Genomic DNA, 23,867 nt, shown 5'->3' with positions numbered 1-23,867 from the left:
CCATGTCAGCAAAATCTGAGAACCTCTTCATGGTGTCGCTCAAGGATGCGGCGGCCGGGGGTGCGATCGCGCTTGCCCTGTTCGGTGTCCTGATCGGCATGAAAGCCGAGGTCGCAAGCGGCCTTGGCGGTCAGCTCGGCATTGAATACCGCTGGGCAGCCGTTGCCATTGCAGTCGCCATCGTCTTCGGTGGGCGGCTGCTCCTCAACCTGTTCGTCTGGAAGGCCGACAAGCCGGTCACCGAAACAGCGAAAGGCTTCCTGCCGAGCGCCAAGCCCCTGGCCAAACTCGGCAAGTTCGCGATGCCGGTGTTTCTGATCCTGGCTGTGGTCCTGCCGTTCCTGCTGATGTCGGCCTATGGATCGCGCGGGTCGCGCCAGTATCTCGACCTTGCCATTCTGGTGACCACCTACGTGATGCTCGGCTGGGGCCTGAACATCGTGGTCGGTCTCGCCGGCCTGCTTGATCTGGGATACGTCGCCTTCTACGCGGTCGGTGCCTATTCCTACGCGCTGCTGGCCCAGTATTTCGGCTTCTCCTTCTGGATCTGTCTGCCGCTCGCCGGCATCCTGGCCGCTTTCTGGGGTATCATCCTGGGCTTCCCGGTGCTGCGTCTCAGGGGGGACTATCTTGCCATCGTGACGCTGGCCTTCGGGGAAATCATCCGGGTGGTCCTGCTCAACTGGTATGACTTCACCGGTGGCCCGGACGGTATCTCCGGCATTCCGCGGCCGAGCTTCTTCGGTATCGAATTCGAGCGCGGCCCGGGCGGCTTCGCCGACACCTTCGGTCTGGAATACAATTCCATTCACCGCATCATCTTCCTCTACTACCTGATCCTGATCATGGCTCTGGTCACCAACTTCGTGACCATGCGTCTGCGCAAGCTGCCGGTCGGGCGGGCTTGGGAAGCCCTGCGCGAAGATGAAATCGCCTGCCGCTCGCTCGGCATCAACACCACCAACACCAAGCTGACCGCTTTTGCGCTTGGTGCGATGTTCGGCGGTTTCGCAGGCTCGTTCTTCGCCACCCGGCAAGGTTTCATCTCGCCGGAAAGCTTCACCTTCATCGAATCCGCGGTCATCCTGGCGATCGTCGTTCTCGGCGGTCTCGGCAGCCAGATCGGTGTCGTCATCGCCGCAGTCGTGATGATCGGTGGTTTCGAGTTCTTCCGCGGACTGGAAGAATACCGCATGCTGGTGTTCGGGCTTCTGATGGTCGTCATCATGGTCTGGAAACCGCGCGGCCTCATCTCCACCCGCATGCCGTCGATAACCCTCAGCGGCAAGAAGGCCAAGGGCATCAGTGCCGACCTCGTTCAGGAGGGCCACGGATGAGCTCCTGGGATACAAACCCCGTCCTGACGATCGAGCATCTGACCATGCGCTTTGGCGGCCTGGTCGCCATCGACGATCTGTCGTTCAATGTCGGGCGCGGCGACATTACCGCCCTGATCGGCCCGAACGGGGCCGGCAAGACCACCGTCTTCAACTGCGTTACCGGCTTCTACAAGCCGACCGAAGGGCGGGTCGTGATGAACCGCACCAACGGCGAGCATTACCTGCTCGAGCGCATGGCGGATTTCCAGATCTCTGCGAAAGCCAAGGTCGCCCGTACCTTCCAGAACATCCGCCTGTTCGGCGGCATGACCCTTCTGGAGAACCTGATGGTCGCGCAGCACAATCCGCTGATGCTGGCTTCGGGTTATTCGCTTGCGGGTATCTTCGGTCTGGCAACCTTCCGCAAGGCGGAGCGTCAGGCAGTCGAAAAGGCACGTTACTGGCTGGAAAAGACAGCGCTCATCGACCGGGCGGACGCCCCGGCCGCTGACCTGCCTTACGGCGACCAGCGCCGTCTGGAAATTGCCCGGGCCATGTGCTCCGGTCCGGAGCTGCTGTGTCTGGACGAACCGGCTGCAGGCCTGAACCCCAAGGAAAGTGGCGAACTGAACGCGCTCCTGCAGTACATCCGCAAGGAGCACGGCACCTCTATCCTTCTGATTGAACACGACATGAGCGTTGTGATGGAAATTTCGGATCACGTCGTGGTTCTGGACTATGGCGAGAAGATCTCCGACGGCACGGCGGCCGCAGTGAAGGACGATCCGAAGGTGATCGCCGCCTATCTGGGCGTACCGGACGAGGAAGTCGACGCCGTGGAAGAGGAGGTCGGCATATGACAACCTCCAACCACCTCCTGGAAGTCAGGAACGTCGAGACCCACTATGGCAAGATCATCGCGCTGCGCGGTGTCGATCTGACCGTCGACCGGGGCGAGATCGTCTCCCTGATCGGGGCCAACGGCGCCGGCAAGTCGACGCTGATGATGACCATCTGCGGTACGCCGCAGGCCAGCTCCGGCCAGGTTATCTACGACGGCGAAGACATCACCCGCATGCCCACCCACCAGATCATGCGCAAGTCGATTGCGCAGTCTCCGGAAGGCCGGCGGATCTTCCCGCGCATGAGCGTGATGGAAAATCTGATCATGGGTGCGGAAATGGCCGGCAACCACGATCTGGAAGCCGGACTTCAGCGCGCCTTCGACCTGTTTCCGCGCCTCAAGGAGCGCCGGAACCAGCGCGGCGGCACGCTTTCGGGCGGTGAGCAGCAGATGCTGGCGATCGCCCGGGCCCTGATGTCCAACCCGCGTCTTCTGCTTCTGGACGAACCGTCTCTCGGCCTTGCACCGCTGATCGTGAAACAGATCTTCGATGCTATCCGGGACCTCAACCAGAGCGACGGTCTCACCGTCTTCCTGGTGGAGCAGAACGCCTACCATGCGCTGAAACTGGCACACCGGGCCTATGTGATGGTGAACGGCAAGATCACCATGTCCGGTTCCGGAAAGGAACTGCTCGCCCGCGAGGACGTGCAGGCAGCCTACCTCGAAGGCGGAAGACACTAGGAGCGCGCTATGGGTATTCTTTATCAGACCAGTTTCGGCGTGTTTCTCGTCCTGCTGTGCTGCCTTGGCGGCGGCGCGGCCTGGATGACGGGACGTGCCTGTGCCAACACCTGGCGGCCGCTTTATGTGCTGTTCTGGTTCGTGTTCCTGTTGAGCCTGGCGATCAGGTTCCTGACCTTCGCCCTGTTCGACGGAACGCTACTGTCGGTGCACTATCTGGTTGTAGACTATCTCATTCTGCTTGCAATCGGCCTGGCGGGATGGCGGTATACACGCACCAACCAGATGACGACGCAATATGTCTGGCTTTACGAAAAGACGAGTCCCTTCAGTTGGCGGTTGAAGACCGGCCAGACGGACAAATACGCCAAGGATTGAGAATTCCGGAGGTGCGTTTTCCGCACCGATGGGGAACCGGCTGGGAATGGACGAAAAACAACAAGAATCGTCCCTGGCCCGGCCAAAACGGAAGCACGGGCTTCCATTCCAAGTGGTCCAGATAACTGGAACCAGGGGAGTTGATGATGAAAAAGTATCTTTTGGCTAGCGTTGCTGCAGTTGCCGGTGTGGCCATGTCCACCGCCGCTTTTGCAGACATCGTGATCGCAACTGCAGGCCCGATGACCGGCCAGTACGCCTCCTTCGGCGCGCAGATGAAAGCCGGTGCCGAGCAGGCCGTGGCGGACATCAACGCAGCTGGCGGCGTCAATGGTGAACAGCTGGTGCTGGAAGTGGGCGACGATGCCTGCGACCCGAAACAGGCTGTTGCCGTTGCCAACCAGATGGTCGGTAAGGGCGTGGTCTTCATGGCCGGTCACTTCTGCTCGGGCTCTTCCATCCCGGCATCCGCCGTTTACGCGGAAGAAGGTATCGTCCAGATTTCTCCGGCTTCCACCAACCCGAAGTTCACCGACGAACGTCCGGGCCCGGGCACCTTCCGCGTTTGCGGTCGTGACGACCAGCAGGGTCAGGTTGCCGGTACCTATCTGGCAGAGGAATTCGGCGACAAGAACATCGCCATCGTTCACGACAAGACTGCCTATGGCAAAGGCCTCGCCGATGCCACCAAGGAAGTCATGAACGCTGCCGGCAAGAACGAAACCCTCTACGAAGCCTACACTGCCGGTGAAAAGGACTACACCGCGCTGGTTTCCAAGCTGAAGTCGGAAAACATCGACGTTCTCTACGTCGGCGGTTACCACACCGAAGCCGGCCTGATGAAGCGTCAGATGGTCGACCAGGGCATGAGCACCGTTCTCGTTTCCGGCGATGCACTCGTGACCGACGAATATTGGTCGATCACCGGCCCGGCTGGCGAAGGCACTCTGATGACCTTCTCTCCGGACCCGCGCAAGAACCCGGAAGCTGCTCCGGTCGTGAAGGCACTTGAAGACGCCGGCAAGACCGCTGAAGGCTACGCGCTCTACACCTACGCCGCCATCCAGGCTTGGGCAGCAGCTGCCGCAGCTGCCGGCTCCACCGAGTATGACGACGTTGTCGGCGCCCTGAACGACGGCGACTTCAAGACCGTTCTCGGCGACCTCTCCTTTGACGACAAGGGCGACGTCACCCTGCCGGGCTACGTCTGGTACGAGTGGAAAGACGGCCAGTACGACTACAAATAAGTCGTATACGCTGCAAGGTTGATGCTTAGCGTCAGGCCCCGTCCGGCAGTTGCCGGGCGGGGTTTTTTGTTGCCCGCACGGTGCCCGCGGCTCCCTTGTCGCGCTATTTTCCGCATGACGCAGCCAGAGCATTCCGTGACGTTCTACGGCTATTGGTGCAAGTTGGCTTGCGCGAAACTCTTCTAGAGGCACAACAAAGAACATCGTTGTGTAGTAAAGATTGCCGAACCCGGAGAAAGATATTTCTTTCTTCGGGCGCTTCTTCTTGAGTAAAAAATACGGCTTCATACCGCGCTGCAAAATATTAAGTCGGCGCCTGACTAAAAAATATCCAAATTTTTTTCATAACCCCTTTCCAAAAGGCAGTAATTTTGTTTTTCTATGCGCGTTCGCACACATCGATAGCTCATCAGGAACAGAGGTTACCTGGAGGTTATTGGTCGTGCGTCTAATAATAATGATAGAAGCTGACTTGGGGACACAATGGCGAACACACGGGGCGCTGCTGTTAAGTATGACAGCGTTCAAAAGAGCTATGACGGGGAAACCCTGGTCGTAAAGAACCTCAATCTCGATATTCCGCCGGGCGAATTCCTGACAATGCTCGGCCCGTCCGGTTCCGGCAAAACCACCTGCCTGATGATGCTGGCCGGTTTCGAACCGGCAACGCATGGCGAAATCTACCTGAACGACCGTCCGATCAACAACGTGCCCCCGCACAAGCGCGGCATCGGCATGGTGTTCCAGAACTACGCCCTGTTTCCGCACATGACGGTGGCCGAGAACCTCGCCTTTCCGCTTCAGGTGCGCGGTGTCGGCAAGGCTGACCAGCAGGAAAAGGTCAAGCGGGCTCTCGAGATGGTCGAGCTCGGTTCGTTCGGCAACCGCCGTCCGGCACAGCTCTCCGGGGGTCAGCAGCAGCGCGTCGCAGTGGCCCGTGCCCTGGTGTTCGATCCGGAGCTGGTGCTGATGGACGAGCCGCTCGGTGCGCTCGACAAGCAGCTGCGCGAGCAGATGCAGTACGAGATCAAGCACATTCACGAGAACCTGGGCGTCACCGTCGTCTACGTGACCCACGACCAGACCGAAGCGCTGACCATGTCGGACCGCGTGGCTGTGTTCAACGATGGTGTCATCCAGCAATTGTCGACGCCGGACGATCTCTATGAAGATCCGAAGAATTCCTTCGTCGCCCAGTTCATCGGTGAAAACAACAAGTTGAACGGCAAGGTCATCGAGATCAACGGCTCTGAGTGCCTTGTTGAACTCGATGACGGCACTAAGCTTAAGGCTGACAAGGTCAACGTGTCCGCCGTCGGCGACAGGACGACCCTGTCCCTGCGGCCGGAACGGGTGGAGTTCGACACCCACGACACGATGGACAATCTGGTCAACGGCCGGATCGAGGAACTCATCTACCTCGGTGACCATATCCGCGTTCGCATGAACGTGGGCGGCAACGACGAGTTCATCGTCAAGGTTCGCAACCGCGGAGAAAAGCGCAAACTCGCCGTCGGCGAGACAGTCCGCGTCGGCTGGGCGCTGAACGACTGTAAAGCGCTCGATGCGGTTGTCTGAAATCGCCCGGCGGCCGGCAACCGGCCGCCAGCGACCACAACGGAAAAATCCGTTAAATCCTAAAAGAGGGAGCTAACTCACATGAAGCTCAAAACTGTAATTCTCGCAGGCACCGCTCTGGCATTTGCCGGCAGCGCGGCCATGGCGAAGGACATGACCATCGTTTCCTGGGGCGGCGCCTATCAGGCCTCCCAGAAAAACGCCTACGCCGATCCGTATGTCGCGGAAAACTCCGACATCAACGTGATCTGGGACGAGTCTTCGAACGAGGCTGTCGCCAAGCTGCGCGCCATGAACGAAGCCGGCAACATCACGTGGGATCTGGTCGACGTGGTTGCTTCCGACGCGATCCGTCTGTGCGACGAAGGCCTGGCACTGGAAATCGATCCGGACACCGATCTTGCCGATGCACCGGACGGTACCAAGGCTTCTGAAGACTTCGGCGACCTGCTGGTCTCCGAGTGTTTCATTCCGCAGATCGTCTACTCCACCACCTTCGGTTATCGTTCCGACATCGCGGAATGGAACGGCAAGGAGCCGGACGACATCTGTGACGTGTTCGATCTGGAAACATTCCCGGGCAAGCGCTCGCTGGAAAAGCGCCCGATCAACAACATGGAATGGGCTCTGCTGTGCGACGGCGTGCCGAAGGAAGAAGTCTACAACGTTCTTGAGACCGAAGAAGGTCAGGAGCAGGCATTCAAGAAGCTCGACACCATCAAGGACAACGTCGTGTGGTGGTCTGCTGGTGCGGAAACCCCGCAGCTTCTGGCCGACAAGGAAGTCGTGATCGGCTCCACCTACAACGGCCGTCTGTTCTCCCTGATCGAAGAGCAGAAGCAGCCGGTCAAGATGCTGTGGGACGCTCAGGTGTTCGACCTTGACGGCTGGATCATCCCGGCCGGTCTTCCGGAAGACCGCCTCGCCATGGTGAAGGACTTCGTCAAATACGCCACCGACACCCAGCGTCTGGCGGATCAGGCGAAGTACATCTCCTACGGCCCGGCTCGCAAGTCCTCGGCACCGCTGGTTGGCAAGCACGCCGACCTCGGCATCGAAATGGCTCCGCACATGCCGACCGACCCGAACAACGCCAAGAACACCTTCCTCTATAACTACGAGTGGTGGGCGGATTACCGGGACGACATCGACGCCAAGTTCCAGGCGTGGCTGGCCCAGTAATCAACTGATGCTGTTCGCGTTCGGATGAACGCGAACAGATGAGAAACCGGTCCGGGTGAGGCGATGCCTCACCCGGATCTTCCAACGGATTTGCGGAAGACTGTTTCATGAGCGATACCCACGCGGGCGAGGTTCTGACGACGCAAGACGGCAAGCCGCTGAAGGCGGCCCTTGCCAAGGCGCTGCGCCGCGAGAAGCTGCGCGCCCTGGCGCTGATTGCGCCCCTGCTGATTTTTGTCCTGCTCACCTTCGTTGCCCCGATCGTGGACATGCTGTTCCGCTCGGTCGAAAACGGGATCGTGGAAGACACGCTTCCCAAGACCGTCATCGCTCTTCAGGAGTGGGATCCAACCTCCGGCAACGTGCCCGATGAGGTTGTCTTCGCGGCGCTTTACGACGACCTGGTCGTCGCCGTCGAAGAAAAGACCCATACCCGCCTCGGCTCACGCCTCAACTACGAGGAAACCGGCGTTTCCAGCCTGTTCCGCAAGACAGGGCGCGGCGTCAAGCGCATGGACGAAGCCGGTCCCTACAAGGAACAGTTCATTGACCTGGACAAGGACTGGGGCAATGTCGAGACTTGGCAGGTCCTCAAACGGTTCTCGCCGCGCTATACGGCCGGCTATTTCCTGAATGCCTTCGACGCGCAGCAGACCGCGGACGGAATCGAATTGAAGCCGGAAGACGAACGGATCTACATGTTCCTGTTCGGCCGCACCCTGTTCCTGTCTATCGCGATCACCGTGTCGTGCCTGCTTCTTGGCTATCCGATCGCGTTCCTCTTGTCGGCCTTGCCGTTGCGCTCCTCCAACCTGCTGATGATCCTCGTGCTTCTGCCGTTCTGGACATCGCTTCTGGTGCGGACGTCGGCCTGGAAGGTGCTGTTGCAGCAACAGGGGGTGATCAACGACTTCCTTGTCTGGACAGGCATCATCAGCGACGCCGGACGCCTGGTCATGATCAACAACCAGACCGGCACCATCATCGCCATGACGCATATCCTGCTGCCGTTCATGATCCTGCCGCTGTATTCGGTCATGAAAACCATTTCGCCGTCCTATGTGCGCGCGGCCAAGAGCCTTGGCGCCAACGACTGGACCGCGTTCTGGCGGGTGTATTTCCCGCAGACCGTGCCGGGCATCGGCGCGGGTGCCGTGCTCGTCTTCATTCTGTCGATCGGTTACTACATCACACCGGAACTGGTGGGCGGAACGTCGGGCATCTTCATTTCCAACCGGATTGCCTACCACATCTCGTCGTCGCTCAACTGGGGTCTGGGCGCAGCGCTCGGCACGTTGCTGCTCGTCGCGGTTCTGGTGCTCTTTGTTGTCTACGACAAGATCGTCGGCATCGATAACGTGAAACTCGGATAGGTGGCGGCATGAGTGCACTTCCTCCCTACGCGTCTCCTCTCCAGCGGACCTGGTACTATACGTTCCGGGTGATCTGCGGGCTGATCTTCTTCTTCCTGATCTTCCCGATCCTGGTAATCCTGCCGCTCAGCTTCAACGCGGAGAACTTCTTCACCTTCACCAAGGCGATGCTGGCGCTCGACCCGGCAGGCTATTCCTTCAAGCACTACCAGGACTTCTTCACCAATCCGGACTGGCAGCAGGCGCTGACCAATTCGGTGCTGATCGCACCGGTCGCCACCATCTTGGCAACGGGCTTCGGCACCCTGGCGGCCATCGGCCTGTCCCAGTCCCATGTTCCCTACAAGTCCGCGATCATGGCAGTGCTGATTTCGCCGATGATCGTACCGCTGATCATCTCGGCGGCAGGCATGTACTTCTTCTATTCGCGCATCGGCCTGCAGGGCACCTATTGGGGGGTTGTTCTGGCCCATGCCGCGCTTGGAACGCCCTTCGTCATCATCACGGTGACGGCGACACTGGTCGGTTTCGACCGCAGTCTCGTGCGGGCGTCGGCCAGCCTGGGTGCCAACCCGGTTACCACCTTCTTCAAGGTGCAGATGCCCCTGATCATTCCAGGTGTCGTCTCCGGAGCGCTGTTTGCCTTCATCACCTCCTTCGATGAAGTGGTGGTGGTGCTGTTCCTGGGATCCGCCGGGCAGAAGACGTTGCCCTGGCAGATGTTCACCGGCCTTCGCGAACAGATCTCGCCGACCATTCTGGCGGTGGCATCCCTGATGGTGGCCATTTCCATCTGCCTGTTGACCGTACTGGAGCTGCTGCGCCGCAGGTCCGAACGCCTGAGAGGTCTGTCCCCGGGCTGATCCCGGACGGGCGCGAGGAGCGCCCCGCTGCTTTCAAGGTGAGCCGGTGGCGGAACGCCAGTCACCGGGTGGAGACAGGGTCTCCCGGTAGCAAGACATTTTGAATTTGGGCCTGGCGGGCCGGCTTCTTCGCGGAAGCCGGCCCGTTTTGCGTTTCAGGCCCCCGGAAACCGAAGCTCGAACGAACGGAAGGAGCCTTCAATGAGCAACGACATGATCCGAATTTATGAAATGAACAACGGCGAGAAGGCGTTTTCGCCCTTCTCGGCTGCCGAAATGGACAGCCGCCAGGCAAAACTCCGCAAGCTGATGGCGGACCGGCAGATCGATGCCGCCCTGTTCACCTCCTATCACAACATCTGCTACTACTCCGGCTTCCTCTATTGTTACTTCGGCCGCAAATACGGATTTCTGGTCACACAGGACAAGGCAACCACGATTGCGGCCGGTATTGACGGTGGTCAGCCCTGGCGCAGGACCCACGGCGACACCGTGATCTACACCGACTGGCGTCGGGACAATTACTTCCACGCCATCCAGTCGCTGCTTGGGATGCCCAATCCTGGGGTCAAGCGCATCGGCATCGAGTTCGACCACGTCTCCCTCGACATGCTGAAGCTTCTGGAAGCCGCGCTTCCGGGCGTGGAGCTGGTCGACATTGCCGCCGACGCAATGGCGCAGCGCACGATCAAGAGCGCCGAGGAGCACGTGCTGATCCGCGAAGGCACGCGCATCTGCGACGTTGGCGGCGCGGCTCTGGTGGCGGCGGTTCAGGCCGGCGTTCCCGAGCACGAAGTCGCCATGGCCTCGACCAATGCCATGATCCGAGAAATCGCGAAGTCCTTCCCGTTCGTCGAGCTGATGGACACCTGGACCTGGTTTCAGTCCGGCATCAACACCGACGGAGCGCACAACCCGGTCACCAACAAGAAGGTGGAAGCCGGCGATATCCTCAGCCTCAACTGTTTTCCGATGATCTTCGGCTATTACACGGCGCTGGAGAGGACCCTGTTCTGCGAATATGCCTCCGACGAGCACCTGCGGCTTTGGGAGATCAACTGCCATGTCCACCGCGAGGGACTGAAGCTGATCAAGCCGGGTGCCCGCTGCAGCGATATCGCAAGCGAGCTGAATGACATCTACCGTAGCCACGATCTCCTGAAGTACCGCAGCTTCGGCTACGGCCATTCCTTCGGTGTGCTCAGCCACTACTACGGCCGTGAAGCTTCAGTGGAGTTGCGTGAGGATGTCGACACGGTGCTTCAACCGGGCATGGTCGTCTCCATGGAGCCGATGATCATGATCCCGGAAGGCGAAGCCGGAGCAGGCGGTTATCGGGAACACGACATTCTGATCGTTTCGGAAACCGGGGCTGAGAACATTACCGGTTTCCCGTTTGGACCGGAGCACAATATCCTGCCGAAACGATAAGGCGGCAAACTTTCTGGTGTTGGGAAGAACACTGGCGGCAAGGTGCGGGCATCTTGCCGCCAGTGACGGTCTCGAAAGGAACCCGTCGCAATGCAGCAAATGCTCCGGGGCGATCGCAGGACCCTTCAACAAACATCTTGGGTTACCCGGCAAGGCGTGATTTAACCGGGCTATCTTCGAGCGCCTGCGGAGGGCTGAATGACCTCATCCGACACCATGAAACCTGCTCTGGCCAGTCTGGCCCGGACCTGCGAAGCGATCGCCAACGGGCGCTTCGACGAGGTCGAGGAGCTTTATCAGGTGATCACGGACGAGGGTGTCGAACACGATATCCGCGCTTTGGCGGAAACCTTTTCAGGCATGGTCGTGCAGGTAGAGGCACGCGAATTCCATTCCAGCCAGCTCATTGCGGAACTGACGGAAACCAAGCGCCAGCTGGAAGCGGCCGAAGCGAAGCTGCGCAAGGAAAATGCCGAGCTGAAAACCCGGCTGGACAAGTTCGAAGTCACCTACGACAAGGAACAGGCCCAGGCTGAAATCGAACAGGTGAGCGATTCCGACTATTTCCGCTCCCTGCAGTCCCGCGCCAAGGATCTTCGATCCCGGTACAAGTCCTGAACTTTCAAAACATCCTTCGAGATTGATCCGTGACCAAAATCATTTCCACTCATTCCTATCGCGGCGGCACGGGCAAATCCAACGTCACGGCCAACCTGGCCGCGGTGCTTGCCCTGCGTGGTCACAGGGTCGGCATTGTCGATACGGATATCCAGTCCCCAGGCATCCACACCCTCTTCAAGGTCGATCTCAACACGGTCAACAACACGCTGAACAACTACCTGTGGGGGCATTGTTCGGTGACTGATACGGCGGTCGATGTCACGGAAAACGTGGTCGATGGCGACGGCAACCCAACGGTGCCGGACGGTGGCAAGGTCTTTCTGGTGCCTTCATCGATCAAGACCGGTGAGATCGCACGGATCCTGAAGGAAAAATATGATGTCGAGGATCTGAACCGGGGTTTTGTGGACCTCTGCCGAGGCCTGGAACTCGATTATCTGCTGATCGATACCCACCCGGGTGTCAACGAGGAAACACTGCTTTCCATCGCTATCTCCGACGCGCTGCTTTTGATCCTTCGTCCTGACATCCAGGACTATCAGGGCACCGCAGTCACATTGGAACTGGCGCGCAAGCTTGAGGTGCCGCAGCTGTTTCTGGTGGTCAACAAGGCTCTGGAAACCTTCGATTTCAACGAGTTGGCACAGCGGATCTTTTCCAACTACCGCACGCCGGTGGCAGCTGTCCTGCCGCTGTCGACGGATCTCATCCAGATCGGCAGCACCGGCCTGATCAGCACCCAGCAGCCGGATCACGGTTTTACGCGGGCAATCGAAACGATCGTCGATTCCATCGAGTGATTACAGTTGCAGGCCAGGTTGCCGGGTGGTCTCGGCTCAGTCCTGCATTTCAAACAGGCCCTTCAAGAAACTGTCGACGTCTCCAAGGCGTTTGTTGCGGTCGAACGCGAGCGCCTGGCGCAAGGTGTTCCAGGCTTGCGGGGAGAGCCCCTCGACAGGCGCCGGCACGAGACCTTCCCGCGCGACCTCGTCTATCGGTCGAAACTGGAACGGATGGCCGCCGGTCAGGATCTGGTACGCGATGCAGCCAAGCGCAAAGACATCGTCGCGGGGGTCACGGTCCGCGCGCCGGAATTGCTCGGGGCTTGCGTAGGCCGAGGTCAGGCTATCCCGGATCGGATGGTCCGCACTGGCGCTTGCCGCTGCCGCCAAGCCGAAATCAAGGAGCTTGATCGTGCCGTCCGTCAGCAGAAAGATGTTGCCAGGCTTCAGATCGGAATGAACGACGCCCCGGCTGTGCGCATGGGACAGACCTGCACAGGAGCCGCGCAGGACCCGGGCGCATTCGCCCAGAGGCAGGGGTTTGCCAAGAGCCCGGCCGATCCGACGGTCCAGTCCCAAGCCGTTTAGCTGCTCCATGACGATAAACACATCGGCCTTGTCGCGATCGAAGTCGTAGACGGTGGTGATATTCGGATGTGCGAGTGCCTGAGACTTGCGCGCCTCGACCTCCAGAAGCCGCACGGCTTCGGTGTCGTTGCGATAGTTCTCGTTCAGAAGCTTGATGGCGACATAAGGCTGGTCGTGAGCTGCCTCCAGGCGCCGGCGATCAACGGCTGAATAAACGTGCCCCATGCCGCCGCTCCCGATCTCGGTGTCCAGAATGAACCGGTCACGCAAAATGGAGCCGACACCGGCGCGTTTCACCTGGGGTGTCGCCAGCTTGTTGACGTCGAGACTGTCTCTTTGTCCGCCGCCGGAAACGCGGCGCGCGTCGGAACGAAACCGGGCACTTTTGAATTCGGTCAGATATTTGTCCAGTTTACCGCTGTCGGCTGGAGGTGGTGGTTCTTCACCGGCATTCGCACGTCGACTGCGAAAGCCGGCGTAGCCCGCAACGAGTGAGGTCAAAATGGCCTCGTCCATCTTGCCCCGTGTTTCGTCATTTGCTGTCTCGCCACCCGTTGCCCCGGCTGGCTCGTTCAACAATGGCAATGGCGGCAGGTTTGCAGGGGGCATTGCTGCCTGCTCAGGTGCGGGAGCCGATGCCGGTTCCTGCTGTGTGCCGTGAACAGCATGTGGACGTGGCGGATTGTCTTTTACGTCGTAACCGGAAGGTTTGGCATCGCCCGCCGGCAACTGGTTCTGCAGTCTCTGGCCGAGCTCGTTCGGAAGGTGGCCCGCTTCGACAAAATCCCGGATTGCCTGCCGCGTTTCATCAAGGGCGTTCGCTGATTGCTGTGCACCGGTCCGCAGCTGCTTCGACAAGGCGTCATAAGACAGCTTGCCGGACACGAAGGCGGTTATCAGCGTGTGCGTGTCGGAGGTCGTGTATGACGTCAAATCTGCAGGATCCCTGGCGACAATTCGGCCCGAAGCTTCTCTTGGCCCCGGAACAGGAGCAGCGCAAGCCGTTGGGGCGACAAAGGTAGAGCTGGGAAAACGCGTGGGTTATGGTTTGCCAGCCGACGCTCAGTATGCGCGCTGCAGTCGTTTTGTTCCAGTTGGCTTCGCGCATTTTTGCTTGGATGACCTGGGCGTTGATCGGATCGTCGCACGATCCGGGGGCAATTTTTGAAACGCCTATCCACCCCTGATAGATTACCCTGACGGCAGGTGATTTATTGGCAAGGGATGGAAGAGGAATTGACTGCGCGCAACCTTGAAACCGGCTCTGCTACACCCTGACCCGCTGCAACGGTGTGTTGGGACCAGGGGTATGAGACCGACGGCAATATCGTGATCGCGCAAGCCGTATTCGCCTTCATGTCAATTTGAGTGAAACTTACAATCATCAATAGGGGTTGATCGAAATGACCGGGGAAGACGACATCAAAGGCGGTATCGCCAGCTTCTCGATTGGCCTCGGAAACAAGGGTCACAGTGCAGTCCAGATCAAGCCGGCACCGCCTTTCAGGGTGCTGATCGCAGGAGACTTCGGCCTTGTGGCAACCGGCGTGGCTTTCAACATCACCGGCCAGGACGTCGAGGAAATCCTGGAACAGAAAACACCATCCTTTTCCGTCTCGGCGGCCAATATGCTCGGTTCGCATCCACCCGAGCTGGAAGAACAGGTCTCCTTCGCTCGCCTGAAAGATCTGGCTCCGACAAAACTGCTGCGCGGATTTCGCTTTGTGCGGGATCTTGAGGCGGCTGCCGGTGACCAGGAACAGCTTGCCGTTCATGACCAGCGTTACGACAAGATCGGCAAGTCGGCACTGGAAGAGCAGAAGTCATTGCTGGAAAGACTGCTGAAAGACGACGAATTGCCGGCTTCAGAGCAAGGCAAGCGTAAGGAAAACGATGCTTCGAGCAGCAGCAAGGGAACCGAGGGGCTCGACGCTCTCCTGTCGATGATCCGCAGTCCGGAGGAAAAGGCTGCTCCTGGCGAAAGCGGCAGTGCCGCGAAAACCGCCGTGGATGCCTTCATTCAAAAGACCCTCCAGGAAACAGGCCAGGTTTCAAGTGCACCCGTCGAGGTGAAAAAGAAGGATGCGCCAGCCGATACGCTGCAGCAGGCACAGGCGCGTCTCTTCTTCGAAAGCCCGAAACTGAGCAAGGTGCTGCTGAACTGGCATGGATTGAACCTGCTCCTGAGTGAAGTTCCGCTCGACCTGCCGCTGGAACTTCATCTCCTTCAGCTCGATCACGATCTTGATGCCGTCGATCTGCAGGAGGTTCTGGGCGAAACCGGCGAGGCCCTGCAGGCCGAACTCTACGATATCGCCCTGTTTGCGAACGAAATCGGCCTGGGCCCACGCGACACGGAACGGCTGAAGGTGCTTGCGCGGGAATGCGCCGAAAGTGACACGGTCGGGCTTGCCGCGCTTGCCGGGCACTTTGCCGGAGTTCCGGGTGAGGAAGTTGCCGACATCGAAACGCCACACCAGTTGCTCGACAAGCCGGGCTTCGAAGGTTTTGCAGGCCTGAGGGCCAGCGATGCCGCCTCTCACCTGGCACTGTTCTGGAACGATGCCCGGTTGACCGCCGAAGAGGACGGTGCGCCGGCGCTGTTTGTGTCGGGTGCTTTTGTCGCCCTTTCCGAAATACTGGTCCAGCTTGAAACTGAAGTGTTTCCGCGGCTCCCCGTCGGCATGCCGAAGGATTACGATGCGCTGGAGCTTGTCGAAAGCCGGTCGATGGGCGGTGAAGTTGCCATGGCAACACGGTTTGCCGTCGGTTCGGACACGGCACCGTCGCTCGCACTTGCCGGCATCAACGTGCTGGAGGGCGTCGCCAACAGAACCAGCCTCGTATTCCGTCGGGCCGTGACGGTCCAGCCCGGCGAGGACGGTCGGGGGGCACTGGATCAGGCCCTTCTGGTGTCCCGCCTGTTTTCCCTGTTCCAGGAAGCTCTCGGCGAGGCGGTGTTTGCAGGGCAGGATGCTGACGAGCGCGAGGCTGCCGTCGCAACGAGCCTGGAAGTCCTGAGCAGATCCCTCTCAGACAAGGTCACTTTCGAAGTGGAACGAATGGCGGTGGAAGATCAGGATCTGATCGGCGTAACGGCATTCGTGCAGGATGGTTGGGCCTCAGGCCAGCAGCATTCCTTCTATCTGCCGGCTTCCGGCGGCTGAGCATCTGTTTCCGTCCAAACGGTTATCACCGTGATGTCGTCCGAGGATCCGCCGGCCACAGCGCGCGAAACAAGCCGGTCAGCAAGACCGGAGGTTCCCTCGGTGGCCATCCTGGCCAGCGTGGTTTCGTCCATGCCTTTCAACAGCCCGTCGGTGCAAAGTACGAAAACATCGTCGGGCAACATCTCCAGCGTTCGGCGGTCAAGCTGAAGCGTGTTTTGGATGCCGACAGCGGCAGTCAGCCGTCCGGCTTTGTCGGCATGGTCCTCCGAGATGAGGAACAGTTGCTGCTGGCGCAAAAGGTAAAGACGCGAATCTCCGGCCCAGATGCAACTGGCTTGTGTCCCGCTGATGATCAGGCTGAGACTTGTCGTGCCTGAAATGTCTTGTTCGGGGAGAGCGAGAAAACCGGCGTAAAGACCGTGATTGACGTGGTTGAGCTTGGCTTCCAGGTCAATCTGCCGGGCTTCGTGGCTGCTCGGCGGCATGTTGATCAGTTGCGAGATGGCGTGAACCGTCGCACGGCTGGCGACGTCACCCTCTCTGTGACCGCCCATGCCATCGGCAATCGTGAAGAGCCCATGCGACGGGGCCGCAAAGTGGCTGTCCTGATTGACCTTGTGTCGGCGTCCGCGCCGGGTCGCTGCTTCGGATCGTAGCAACGCAACAGCGGCAGAAGTGTCGACCGTATTCAAACGCACGTTCTCCCGAGTAAGGGCCGCAGGACCAGTCCGGGTTCGATCTTAACGCGCAGCCATTCTCCGGAAAAGAAGTCTCCGGTTTCCAGCCAGGCGTTGGTTATGTTCCTCTGGATGAGGTGATCCGTCGCAGGGCCCGGATAGCTGTCCCCGGCAAGCAGACCGAACGAGAGCCGGATCGAGAGTGGCTGGGAAGCATGCAAAATTTGCTTATCCCTGGTCTCGTAGCCTTTCGCGTGGTGCGCCTTTATAAAATGTACAAGTTTCACGCCGAAATTGCGTGGCAGATGCTTTCATCGGTTGAAACCGGAGGCTGTCGGCTTTTTGCAGTCCGGGCACCGATGCAGATTTGGGAAATGGCAATGACCGCAGACGTCGCAGAAATCACCATCGGCCACGAGACGGACGGCGACCTGATCGTTGTTCGTCCTGTCGGCAAGCTGGACACGCTCAGCGCAAAAACCTTCGAAACCTACCTGAAGAATCTGATCTCGGAAAAGCCGGCAACCTTGCTGATCGACATGGAGCAAGTGGACTACGTCACCAGTTTCGGGCTGAGATCACTGTTGATCGTTGCCAAGCTTCTGGCTCCTTCCGGAGACAAGCTGGTGCTGTTCCAGGTGAACCAGTCGGTGGTCGACGTCCTCAAGATCTCCGGCTTTCTGAAGATCATGCAGGTGGCGGAAAGCCGGGAAGACGCAAAGGCGCTGGCGGGTTGACCGAAGCTCACACCCGGCAGCTTGAATTGAACAACGTCCGGCAGGGAACGGGATGGTGGATCTCGAGACGGTGACAGTTCGAAACGACCTGGAGGACCTGCCGGCGGTCTATACCGTGCTGGATCGGTTCTGCACAGGAGCGGGCCTGTCCGACGCGGTCCGACGTACCCTGTGCCTGGTCGTTGAAGAGCTGTTCGCCAATACCGTTGCCTACGGCTATCCGGATGGCGGCAAGGACCAGATCGCGGTCACGGCGGCGCTTGGGCCGACACACGTCAAGCTCGTTCTGTCCGACAGGGCGAGACCATTCGACAACAGCGGCATGCCGTCCGGTCCACCGGAAGCGGACACAGTCGAGGACATGGGCATTGGCGGTCTGGGCCTTTATCTGGTGCACCAGCTGGCCGATGACGTGGCGACCCAACGGATCGGAAACGTCAACCACACCACGGTTCTGGTGCCTCGCGCCAAGGATTGACGGGCACCTTGCTGCAAGGCGCTTCCCTCAGAAGGCAAATTCCATCATGGAGAAATCGTCCGGCAGGGGCGCATTGTCGTGGAATGTGGCCAGCCAGTCGTAGATGGCTTGAGGGACGGTTCCGTCCACGGATTTCGATTTGTCCGCGAGCTCGGCCCAGGTCAGCGTCCGGCCATCCGCATCCTCGATTTCGTAGGTACCGTCGCTGATGACGAGCAATCGGTCGCCCGGGCGAATGTCGAATGTACCGCCATCGAATTCCATATCTGGGATGGCGCCGATAACCATGCCCTCCGGCGTTCCGAGGCCGATGACGTCCAGCCCCGATGCCGAAGGCCGCATGAGAATGGCAGCAGGGTGGCCGCCGGAGGCATAGGCCAGTTGCCGGGTCGAGCGCCGGTAGACGCCATACCAGATGGTGAAGAACATGTTGTTCTGCCGTTCCATCGGAAAGGCATTGTTCAGTTTGGCAAGAACGTTTGCCGGGTCACGAAAATCGGTGCCCCCAAGCGCATTCGAGCGCAGCACGTTGATAATCGCGACAGACAGCAATGCGGCCCCGACACCATGGCCGCAGACGTCGATCAGGTAAATTGCGAAATGATCGTCGTCGAGGTCGTGATATCCGAACGAATCACCGCCCAGTTCGGTCGACGGCACCAGAAGCCAGTCCGCTTTCGGGGCTTCGGGACGCCTTTCCGGCAGGATGGAATAAACATAATTGCCGGCATCACGAAGCTCCGCTTCCAGGCGTTCCTGGGTGCGGGTCAGCAGGATGTTGTATTCGGCCAACTGGTCTTCCACGGCTTCGCCATGTTCGATGGTTGCCTCGTAAAGCAGCTTGAGGTCGTCATGTTCAGCGCGCAATTCCTCAAGTTCTCTGCGCACTCGCGCGAGTTCGCCAGCGGAAGTGTCTGGTTGGGCAGCGGCGCCAAAATTACTGGTGCTTGTCATGTTGTAAATATGATGCCTTTACGGACGCGCGGTGGAAACCCAAAGTTTAGAGTTGTGCTGCTATGTTAATGAAGCAGAAAACATTGGAGCAATCGCGGTTGATATATCCTTGGCAATGAGCGACACCGTATTGTTAAATACATGAATTATCGATGACACGAGTCCAATCGGCCAAAATTTCCAGCTTTCTCGTATAACAGAAGTGCATCGCTTTGAGGTGCAATTGACCACGCCAGCGGGGGAATAAAAATGCAGGCACCTTCTGAAGGCATATCATCAAATTCCGGTCTGCCGCAGATGATTCACCTGGATTTGGACATCAAGGATTTTTGCACCGACTGGACCCATTGCGATCTCATGTCGGGATACATTGCCCGGATGGTCAGCCACAACCGGCTGGATTCGCTCCTGTTTTCCAATCTCTATTCGTCGGCTTTGAACGAGCTGCTGGAAGCGGTGTACCGCACCCACGGCTCCGGCGGCAAACTGCAATGCGCGGTTCAGCGCGACGGCAATGTCGACAGGATCGAACTGACTTTCCCTGCGGACGAAGAAACCTACAAGATCTATGAGACCACCATTGCGAAGGTCAACGGCGAGGACGCCGAAACGCTTTATCTGGAAGCGCTGTTTGCCGACGCCGAACCGGATGCGAGCCTCGGGCTCCTGGAACTCGGCGTCGACTATGGCGCCCGGCTTGCCATCGGACGGAGCGAAGACGGCCGCATGAGCCTGGTTGCAGAGCTCGTGCTTGAGGACGACACAGAATGATCGCTGATAATATGACACAGGCCTTTCAATGGACCTTCAACGAGAACGATCAGGAGTTCTCGCTCCATGGCAGCTTGCGCCCCCAGCGGGCCGAGGAACTGCATGGCTGCTTTTCCGCGATGGAACAGTCCGTCGCCAAGGTGAGCGGAAAATTCTACGTCAACGTCAGGCGCCTGGTGCGCATGAACAACGTCGCCTTCCACGCATTTGCCGGCAAGATCCTGGATCTTGTGCGCAACCGCAGCGATCTGAGCGTTCATGTGACGACGTCGAGTGTCGTCGGCTGGGCAACGCGCAAGTTCGCCGTGCTGGAGACGATGTCCGACAAGATCACCGTCAGCGAATACGACAACGAGTTCTACCCGGGACAGTCCTTCGTCGAGGACAGTGAATTCATTCATGTCCTGCGGACACAGACCAAGCTTACCTGGCGCCATGAGAAGGAACTTCTTCGCCGCCACGGCCTGAAGCCGGGGATGCAGGTGGCCGACATTTGCTGCGGCATCGGCGATTTCGCCGTGCTCCTGCAAAAGGAGTTCGAGCCCGACCGTCTTGTCGCGCTGGACCATTCCAGATCCAGCCTCGACTACGCACGCCGTGTCGCCGCCGACTTCGGCATCAAGGGCATTGACTATGTCTTTGGCGATGCTGCGGACATGCTGCTGGAGGACAATCAGTTCGACTTCGTGACCTGCCGACATTCCCTGCAGGTGTTCGATCAGCCGGAACTGATCCTCAAGGAGCTCTACCGTATCTGCAAGCCGGGTGGCCGCATTTACGTGACCAACGAAAAGAATTCCCATTGCCTCGGCGAACCGAGATCGGAGTCCATCCAGTGGACCTATAACGAGGTCGCCAAACTCTGGCACCATTTCGATATGGATATCGAAATCGGCCCGAAATGCCGGCGCCTCCTGATCGACGGTGGTTTTGAAAACGTCACCATAGGCTCCTTCATGGTCACCAACACCGACGGCGACCCGCAGGATTTCGCAGACGTCATCGCCTCGTGGAAAAATCTCTTTGCCGGCAAAATGGCGCAGGAACGCGGCGACAGCCCCGAGTTCATCGAACGCTTCGCCAAGGGTTTTGATGATCATATTTTCGCAGCGCTCCACCCCAAGGGGTATGCGGGCTGGCCGATCTGGGTTGCCTCGGGGCGTAAGCCGCTATGAATGCACCGGTAAAGAGCCCTCAGAGTGAAAAGCAGATAGGTCGCTTTTCCCTGCGAAGTTTTCGCGCCAAGTTCATTCTTGTCGTGGGCGTGGCGGTGCTGTTCGATCTGGCGCTTGCCGGTGGCATCGGCATCTGGAACGTGCAGAAACTGTCGAGGGATGCAACGGAACAGGTCGGTGAAGGCCTGACCACCGCGACCGAAGACTATCTGGAAACCTACATCGATACGACTGCGTTCCGCGCCGACCTTCTGATCGAGCGTGTTCATTCGGAACTTGCGACGCTTGCCTCGTCGATGCAGACACTGATCGACCACCCGGATATCCAGGAAGCGGTCGGCAACACGATCGAAGGCAGTTCGGAGTTTTCCTCCGGTCTGGTCTACGACGAAAAAGGCGGCTGGTCGCAGAACACCGAGGGTGTTCCTTCCGCAGTCAGCGTCTGGGGCTACTTGCTCGATGAAGACAAGAACCCGCTTCCCAAGGCCGCGGATGAGCTGAAGAACAGCTCCTTCCTCAGCCTTGTCGGGCCTTCGATGATGTCGACAGGCGCTCCCAAGCTGCAGATCTATTATGTCGGCCCCAAGGACGCGTCGATCATGCGCGCGACCCCTTATTCGGAACAGGCGCAGACATTCGACCTGCTTTACCCCGGTCATAACGAGGGCGCGAACTTCTGGGATTTCTTCTTTCCCGGGGTCTACGAAGGTTGGCAAGGCTGGATCAAGGATCCGTCTTCCAAGCCGGTTGAATCCAATATCGTCACCACTGCTCCCTACATCGACGCGATCACGGGCAAGCTGATCGTCAGCTTCTTCCATCCCCTGTGGACGCAGGATCGCAAGGATGTTGCGGGCATGGTCGCGGTCGACATCACGCTCGAACAGCTGACTTCGCTCGTCGAAAGCCTTGAGATTTCGGAAAGCGGCTTCGGCTTCCTGACGATGTCCGACGGCAACGTGGTGGCAACGCCGAAAGCCGGCGAGGCCACACTGGGTCTGGTTTCGAGCGACGTCAGCGGCCAGGGTGTTACCGGCGTGAACCGGAACCTCAAGGAAAGCAGCCAGCCCGCCATTTCTTCCCTTGAACTCAGTGCCAAGGACGAGACCGTCATCAAGCACATCTTCCTTGAAAATGATGGTGAAGAGGTCCCCTATCTTCTGGTCCTCAAGCAGCTCAACCCGACCAACCTGTGGGATGGAACCGGCATCACCTCGGAAACGATGACGCTGGGCTTTGTCGTTTCCGAACGCGAGATCTACCAGTCGCTGATTGATGCCACCAACAACATCTCCGAGGCGACGGCCCGCATCCTGAACTACCAGCTGATTGCCTTCTGCGTCAGTATCTTCGTGGTGTTCGTCGCGGTCTATGCCATTTCCGGCCGTATCACCAAGGGCTTGTCGCAATTGGCCGCCGCGGCGCGTGCGCTGCAGAACAAGGATTATTCGGTTCGCGTTGCTATTCCGACCCGCGACGAGGTTGCGGCCGTGGGGCTTGCGTTTAACCGGATGGCGGAAGAGATCAGCTATCACACGGAGAACCTTGAAAATCTCGTCGAGGAGCGGACCAGGAAGCTGGAAACCGCGAACCACGAGATCGGCGAGCTCAACAAGCGGCTGAAATCGGAAAACCTGCGCCTCGGAGCCGAGCTGGATGTCGCCAAGCGCATTCAGGAAATGGTTCTGCCACGGTTGAGCGAACTGGAAGTCATCCCGCAGATCGAGATTGCCGCCTTCATGGAACCGGCAGACGAAGTCGGCGGCGATTACTACGATGTCCTGTTCGACGGCAGCCGCATCAAGGTCGGTATTGGCGACGTGACCGGCCACGGCCTGGAAAGCGGCGTGTTGATGCTCATGGTGCAGTCGGTTGCCCGTGCGCTTCAGGAGAAGGGGGACAAGGATCCGATTGCCTTCCTGGATGTGCTCAACCGTGCTGTCTACAAGAACATCACCCGTACCAATTCCGACAAGCACCTGACTCTTGCCTTCGTCGACTACGAGGACGGACAGGTCACCTTGTCCGGCCAGCACGAGGAAGTGCTGATCATTCGTGCCAATGGCGAAACCGAGCGGATCGACACGATGGATCTCGGTTTCCCGGTTGGGCTCGAGGCCGATATTTCACCCTTCGTGGCCACACTGGATCTTGCGTTCGGACCCGACGACATCCTGATCCTGCATACGGACGGGATCACGGAAGCGGAAAATGCGAAGGGCGAGATGTATGGCCTCGACCGGCTTGCCCAGAGCGCCCATGAAAATCGCGAAAAATCCGCTAAAGGTATTGCCGCGGCGGTCATTAATGATGTGAAGTCGCATATCGGCGACTACAAGGTATTTGATGACATCACTCTTGTTGTCTTGAAGCATAGGTAAGGCATGGTCGAGGATTTTGGAGAGACGGCTGCTTTGAACGGCGGAGACGCGAGACAATTTTGTCTCACGCTGATGGCAGAGCCGCTGGAGCTGAGCTGGCATCATTGCGGCCTGACATCGGATTTTATCGGTGAATATTTCAGCAGGGCTTGCGGCAAAGGCATCGATCCTGTCGATGCCCGCCACAGCATCAGTTACATGATCAACGAGATTCTGGAAAATGCGATCAAGTTCCGTCACGGCGGCGACATCGCGATTCACAGCTCGCTGGAAGAACAGACGTTTGAAATCCGGATCGTGAACCGGATCGACCAGGAAACGGCCGTCAAGTTTCAGGGGCACCTGAAAGCCCTGCTCGACCGCGAACCGGGAGAGCTGCTCCTGGAACGCATCGAGGAGAACGCCCTCAACCCTGACTCCTCCGGCTCCGGCCTGGGTTTGCTCACACTTATGAGCGACTACGAGGCCAAATTGGGCTGGTCTTTCGCGTCTGAGCGTGTAAGTGAAGGCGTTGAGTTGACGACATATGCTTCTTTGCGACTTTCCTGATCGCTGACATATTCCAAAGGAAGAA

22 protein-coding genes are annotated in these 23,867 nt (G+C 58.9%); 19 read left to right on the top strand and 3 right to left on the bottom strand.

The features are described from left to right. Nucleotides 1–2: 2 nt before the first annotated feature. From livM to FIU93_RS04305, 12 genes are all read left to right on the top strand, one after another. Nucleotides 3–1,337 carry a high-affinity branched-chain amino acid ABC transporter permease LivM gene (livM, locus tag FIU93_RS04360; protein WP_031268733.1) on the top strand — a complete coding sequence of 445 codons (1,335 nt, stop codon included), beginning with the start codon at nucleotides 3–5 and terminating at the stop codon, nucleotides 1,335–1,337. Further along, nucleotides 1,334–2,179 (top strand): ABC transporter ATP-binding protein, encoded by an 846-nt coding sequence (locus FIU93_RS04355; RefSeq protein WP_022999207.1) that lies wholly within the window; start codon nucleotides 1,334–1,336, stop codon nucleotides 2,177–2,179. Before livM ends, FIU93_RS04355 begins: the two co-directional genes overlap by 4 nt. Continuing rightward, entirely contained in the window at nucleotides 2,176–2,907 is a 732-nt protein-coding gene (locus FIU93_RS04350) for an ABC transporter ATP-binding protein (RefSeq protein ID WP_022999206.1), read from the top strand. The genes FIU93_RS04355 and FIU93_RS04350 overlap by 4 nt, the downstream gene beginning before the upstream one ends. 9 nt (nucleotides 2,908–2,916) lie before the next feature. Next, nucleotides 2,917–3,285: a DUF6867 family protein gene (locus FIU93_RS04345; RefSeq protein WP_022999205.1), complete on the top strand. Its 369-nt coding sequence runs from the start codon at nucleotides 2,917–2,919 to the stop codon at nucleotides 3,283–3,285. A 146-nt stretch (nucleotides 3,286–3,431) separates the two neighbouring features. Further along, nucleotides 3,432–4,532 (top strand): branched-chain amino acid ABC transporter substrate-binding protein, encoded by a 1,101-nt coding sequence (locus FIU93_RS04340; RefSeq protein ID WP_031268732.1) that lies wholly within the window; start codon nucleotides 3,432–3,434, stop codon nucleotides 4,530–4,532. Nucleotides 4,533–5,015: 483 nt separating this feature from the next. Beyond that, complete coding sequence (locus FIU93_RS04335; RefSeq protein ID WP_152504920.1) at nucleotides 5,016–6,110, top strand: ABC transporter ATP-binding protein; 1,095 nt, start codon at nucleotides 5,016–5,018, stop codon at nucleotides 6,108–6,110. An 81-nt stretch (nucleotides 6,111–6,191) separates the two neighbouring features. Then, on the top strand, nucleotides 6,192–7,292 hold the full coding sequence (locus FIU93_RS04330; protein ID WP_022999202.1) for an extracellular solute-binding protein: 1,101 nt from the start codon (nucleotides 6,192–6,194) through the stop codon (nucleotides 7,290–7,292). A gap of 107 nt (nucleotides 7,293–7,399) precedes the next feature. Beyond that, nucleotides 7,400–8,665 (top strand): ABC transporter permease, encoded by a 1,266-nt coding sequence (locus tag FIU93_RS04325; protein ID WP_152504919.1) that lies wholly within the window; start codon nucleotides 7,400–7,402, stop codon nucleotides 8,663–8,665. Nucleotides 8,666–8,673: 8 nt separating this feature from the next. Beyond that, nucleotides 8,674–9,528: an ABC transporter permease gene (locus tag FIU93_RS04320; RefSeq protein WP_031268731.1), complete on the top strand. Its 855-nt coding sequence runs from the start codon at nucleotides 8,674–8,676 to the stop codon at nucleotides 9,526–9,528. 201 nt (nucleotides 9,529–9,729) lie between these two features. Next, entirely contained in the window at nucleotides 9,730–10,959 is a 1,230-nt protein-coding gene (locus FIU93_RS04315; protein WP_152504918.1) for a M24 family metallopeptidase, read from the top strand. 198 nt (nucleotides 10,960–11,157) lie between these two features. Continuing rightward, nucleotides 11,158–11,577: a hypothetical protein gene (locus tag FIU93_RS04310; RefSeq protein WP_077291208.1), complete on the top strand. Its 420-nt coding sequence runs from the start codon at nucleotides 11,158–11,160 to the stop codon at nucleotides 11,575–11,577. Between the two features lie 29 nt (nucleotides 11,578–11,606). Further along, nucleotides 11,607–12,380: a MinD/ParA family protein gene (locus FIU93_RS04305; RefSeq protein WP_055657002.1), complete on the top strand. Its 774-nt coding sequence runs from the start codon at nucleotides 11,607–11,609 to the stop codon at nucleotides 12,378–12,380. 36 nt (nucleotides 12,381–12,416) lie between these two features. On the opposite strand, the gene FIU93_RS04300 is transcribed toward FIU93_RS04305, so the two are convergent. Further along, nucleotides 12,417–13,883, bottom strand: coding sequence for a serine/threonine-protein kinase (locus tag FIU93_RS04300; protein ID WP_152504917.1), 1,467 nt, complete (start codon nucleotides 13,881–13,883; stop codon nucleotides 12,417–12,419). 470 nt (nucleotides 13,884–14,353) lie between these two features. Here FIU93_RS04300 and FIU93_RS04295 point away from each other — a divergent pair, with 470 nt between their 5' ends. Next, nucleotides 14,354–16,117, top strand: a complete 1,764-nt coding sequence (locus FIU93_RS04295) for a hypothetical protein (protein ID WP_152504916.1) — start codon at nucleotides 14,354–14,356, stop codon at nucleotides 16,115–16,117. On the opposite strand, the gene FIU93_RS04290 is transcribed toward FIU93_RS04295, so the two are convergent. Then, nucleotides 16,093–16,818, bottom strand: coding sequence for a protein phosphatase 2C domain-containing protein (locus FIU93_RS04290; protein ID WP_152504915.1), 726 nt, complete (start codon nucleotides 16,816–16,818; stop codon nucleotides 16,093–16,095). The two genes, FIU93_RS04295 and FIU93_RS04290, sit on opposite strands and share 25 nt — an antisense overlap. Before the next feature lie 359 nt (nucleotides 16,819–17,177). On the opposite strand from FIU93_RS04290, the gene FIU93_RS04285 reads away from it, so the two are divergent. Next, nucleotides 17,178–17,534 (top strand): STAS domain-containing protein, encoded by a 357-nt coding sequence (locus FIU93_RS04285; RefSeq protein ID WP_158514225.1) that lies wholly within the window; start codon nucleotides 17,178–17,180, stop codon nucleotides 17,532–17,534. 52 nt (nucleotides 17,535–17,586) lie between these two features. Then, on the top strand, nucleotides 17,587–18,012 hold the full coding sequence (locus FIU93_RS04280) for an ATP-binding protein (RefSeq protein ID WP_152504914.1): 426 nt from the start codon (nucleotides 17,587–17,589) through the stop codon (nucleotides 18,010–18,012). Nucleotides 18,013–18,039: 27 nt separating this feature from the next. On the opposite strand, the gene FIU93_RS04275 is transcribed toward FIU93_RS04280, so the two are convergent. Next, nucleotides 18,040–18,900, bottom strand: coding sequence for a SpoIIE family protein phosphatase (locus tag FIU93_RS04275; RefSeq protein ID WP_062491026.1), 861 nt, complete (start codon nucleotides 18,898–18,900; stop codon nucleotides 18,040–18,042). Between the two features lie 315 nt (nucleotides 18,901–19,215). Here FIU93_RS04275 and FIU93_RS04270 point away from each other — a divergent pair, with 315 nt between their 5' ends. The 4 genes from FIU93_RS04270 to FIU93_RS04255 all read left to right on the top strand — a co-directional run bounded on the left by FIU93_RS04270 (nucleotide 19,216) and on the right by FIU93_RS04255 (nucleotide 23,842). Beyond that, the gene (locus tag FIU93_RS04270; protein ID WP_152504913.1) at nucleotides 19,216–19,737 is read left to right on the top strand and encodes a ubiquinone biosynthesis methyltransferase UbiE; all 522 of its coding nucleotides are present in this window, start codon (nucleotides 19,216–19,218) and stop codon (nucleotides 19,735–19,737) included. After that, complete coding sequence (locus tag FIU93_RS04265; protein WP_022999187.1) at nucleotides 19,734–20,912, top strand: class I SAM-dependent methyltransferase; 1,179 nt, start codon at nucleotides 19,734–19,736, stop codon at nucleotides 20,910–20,912. Before FIU93_RS04270 ends, FIU93_RS04265 begins: the two co-directional genes overlap by 4 nt. Next, on the top strand, nucleotides 20,909–23,293 hold the full coding sequence (locus FIU93_RS04260; protein ID WP_055657017.1) for a SpoIIE family protein phosphatase: 2,385 nt from the start codon (nucleotides 20,909–20,911) through the stop codon (nucleotides 23,291–23,293). The genes FIU93_RS04265 and FIU93_RS04260 overlap by 4 nt, the downstream gene beginning before the upstream one ends. Nucleotides 23,294–23,365: 72 nt before the next feature. Further along, nucleotides 23,366–23,842: an ATP-binding protein gene (locus tag FIU93_RS04255; RefSeq protein ID WP_022999185.1), complete on the top strand. Its 477-nt coding sequence runs from the start codon at nucleotides 23,366–23,368 to the stop codon at nucleotides 23,840–23,842. The last annotated feature ends 25 nt before the right edge of the window (nucleotides 23,843–23,867 follow it).

This window comes from Labrenzia sp. THAF35 (genome assembly GCF_009363595.1).
Taxonomy (GTDB): domain Bacteria; phylum Pseudomonadota; class Alphaproteobacteria; order Rhizobiales; family Stappiaceae; genus Roseibium; species Roseibium algicola.
The sequence above is the reverse complement of the archived record's forward strand: the minus strand, read 5'-3'. Positions and strand labels throughout refer to the sequence as shown.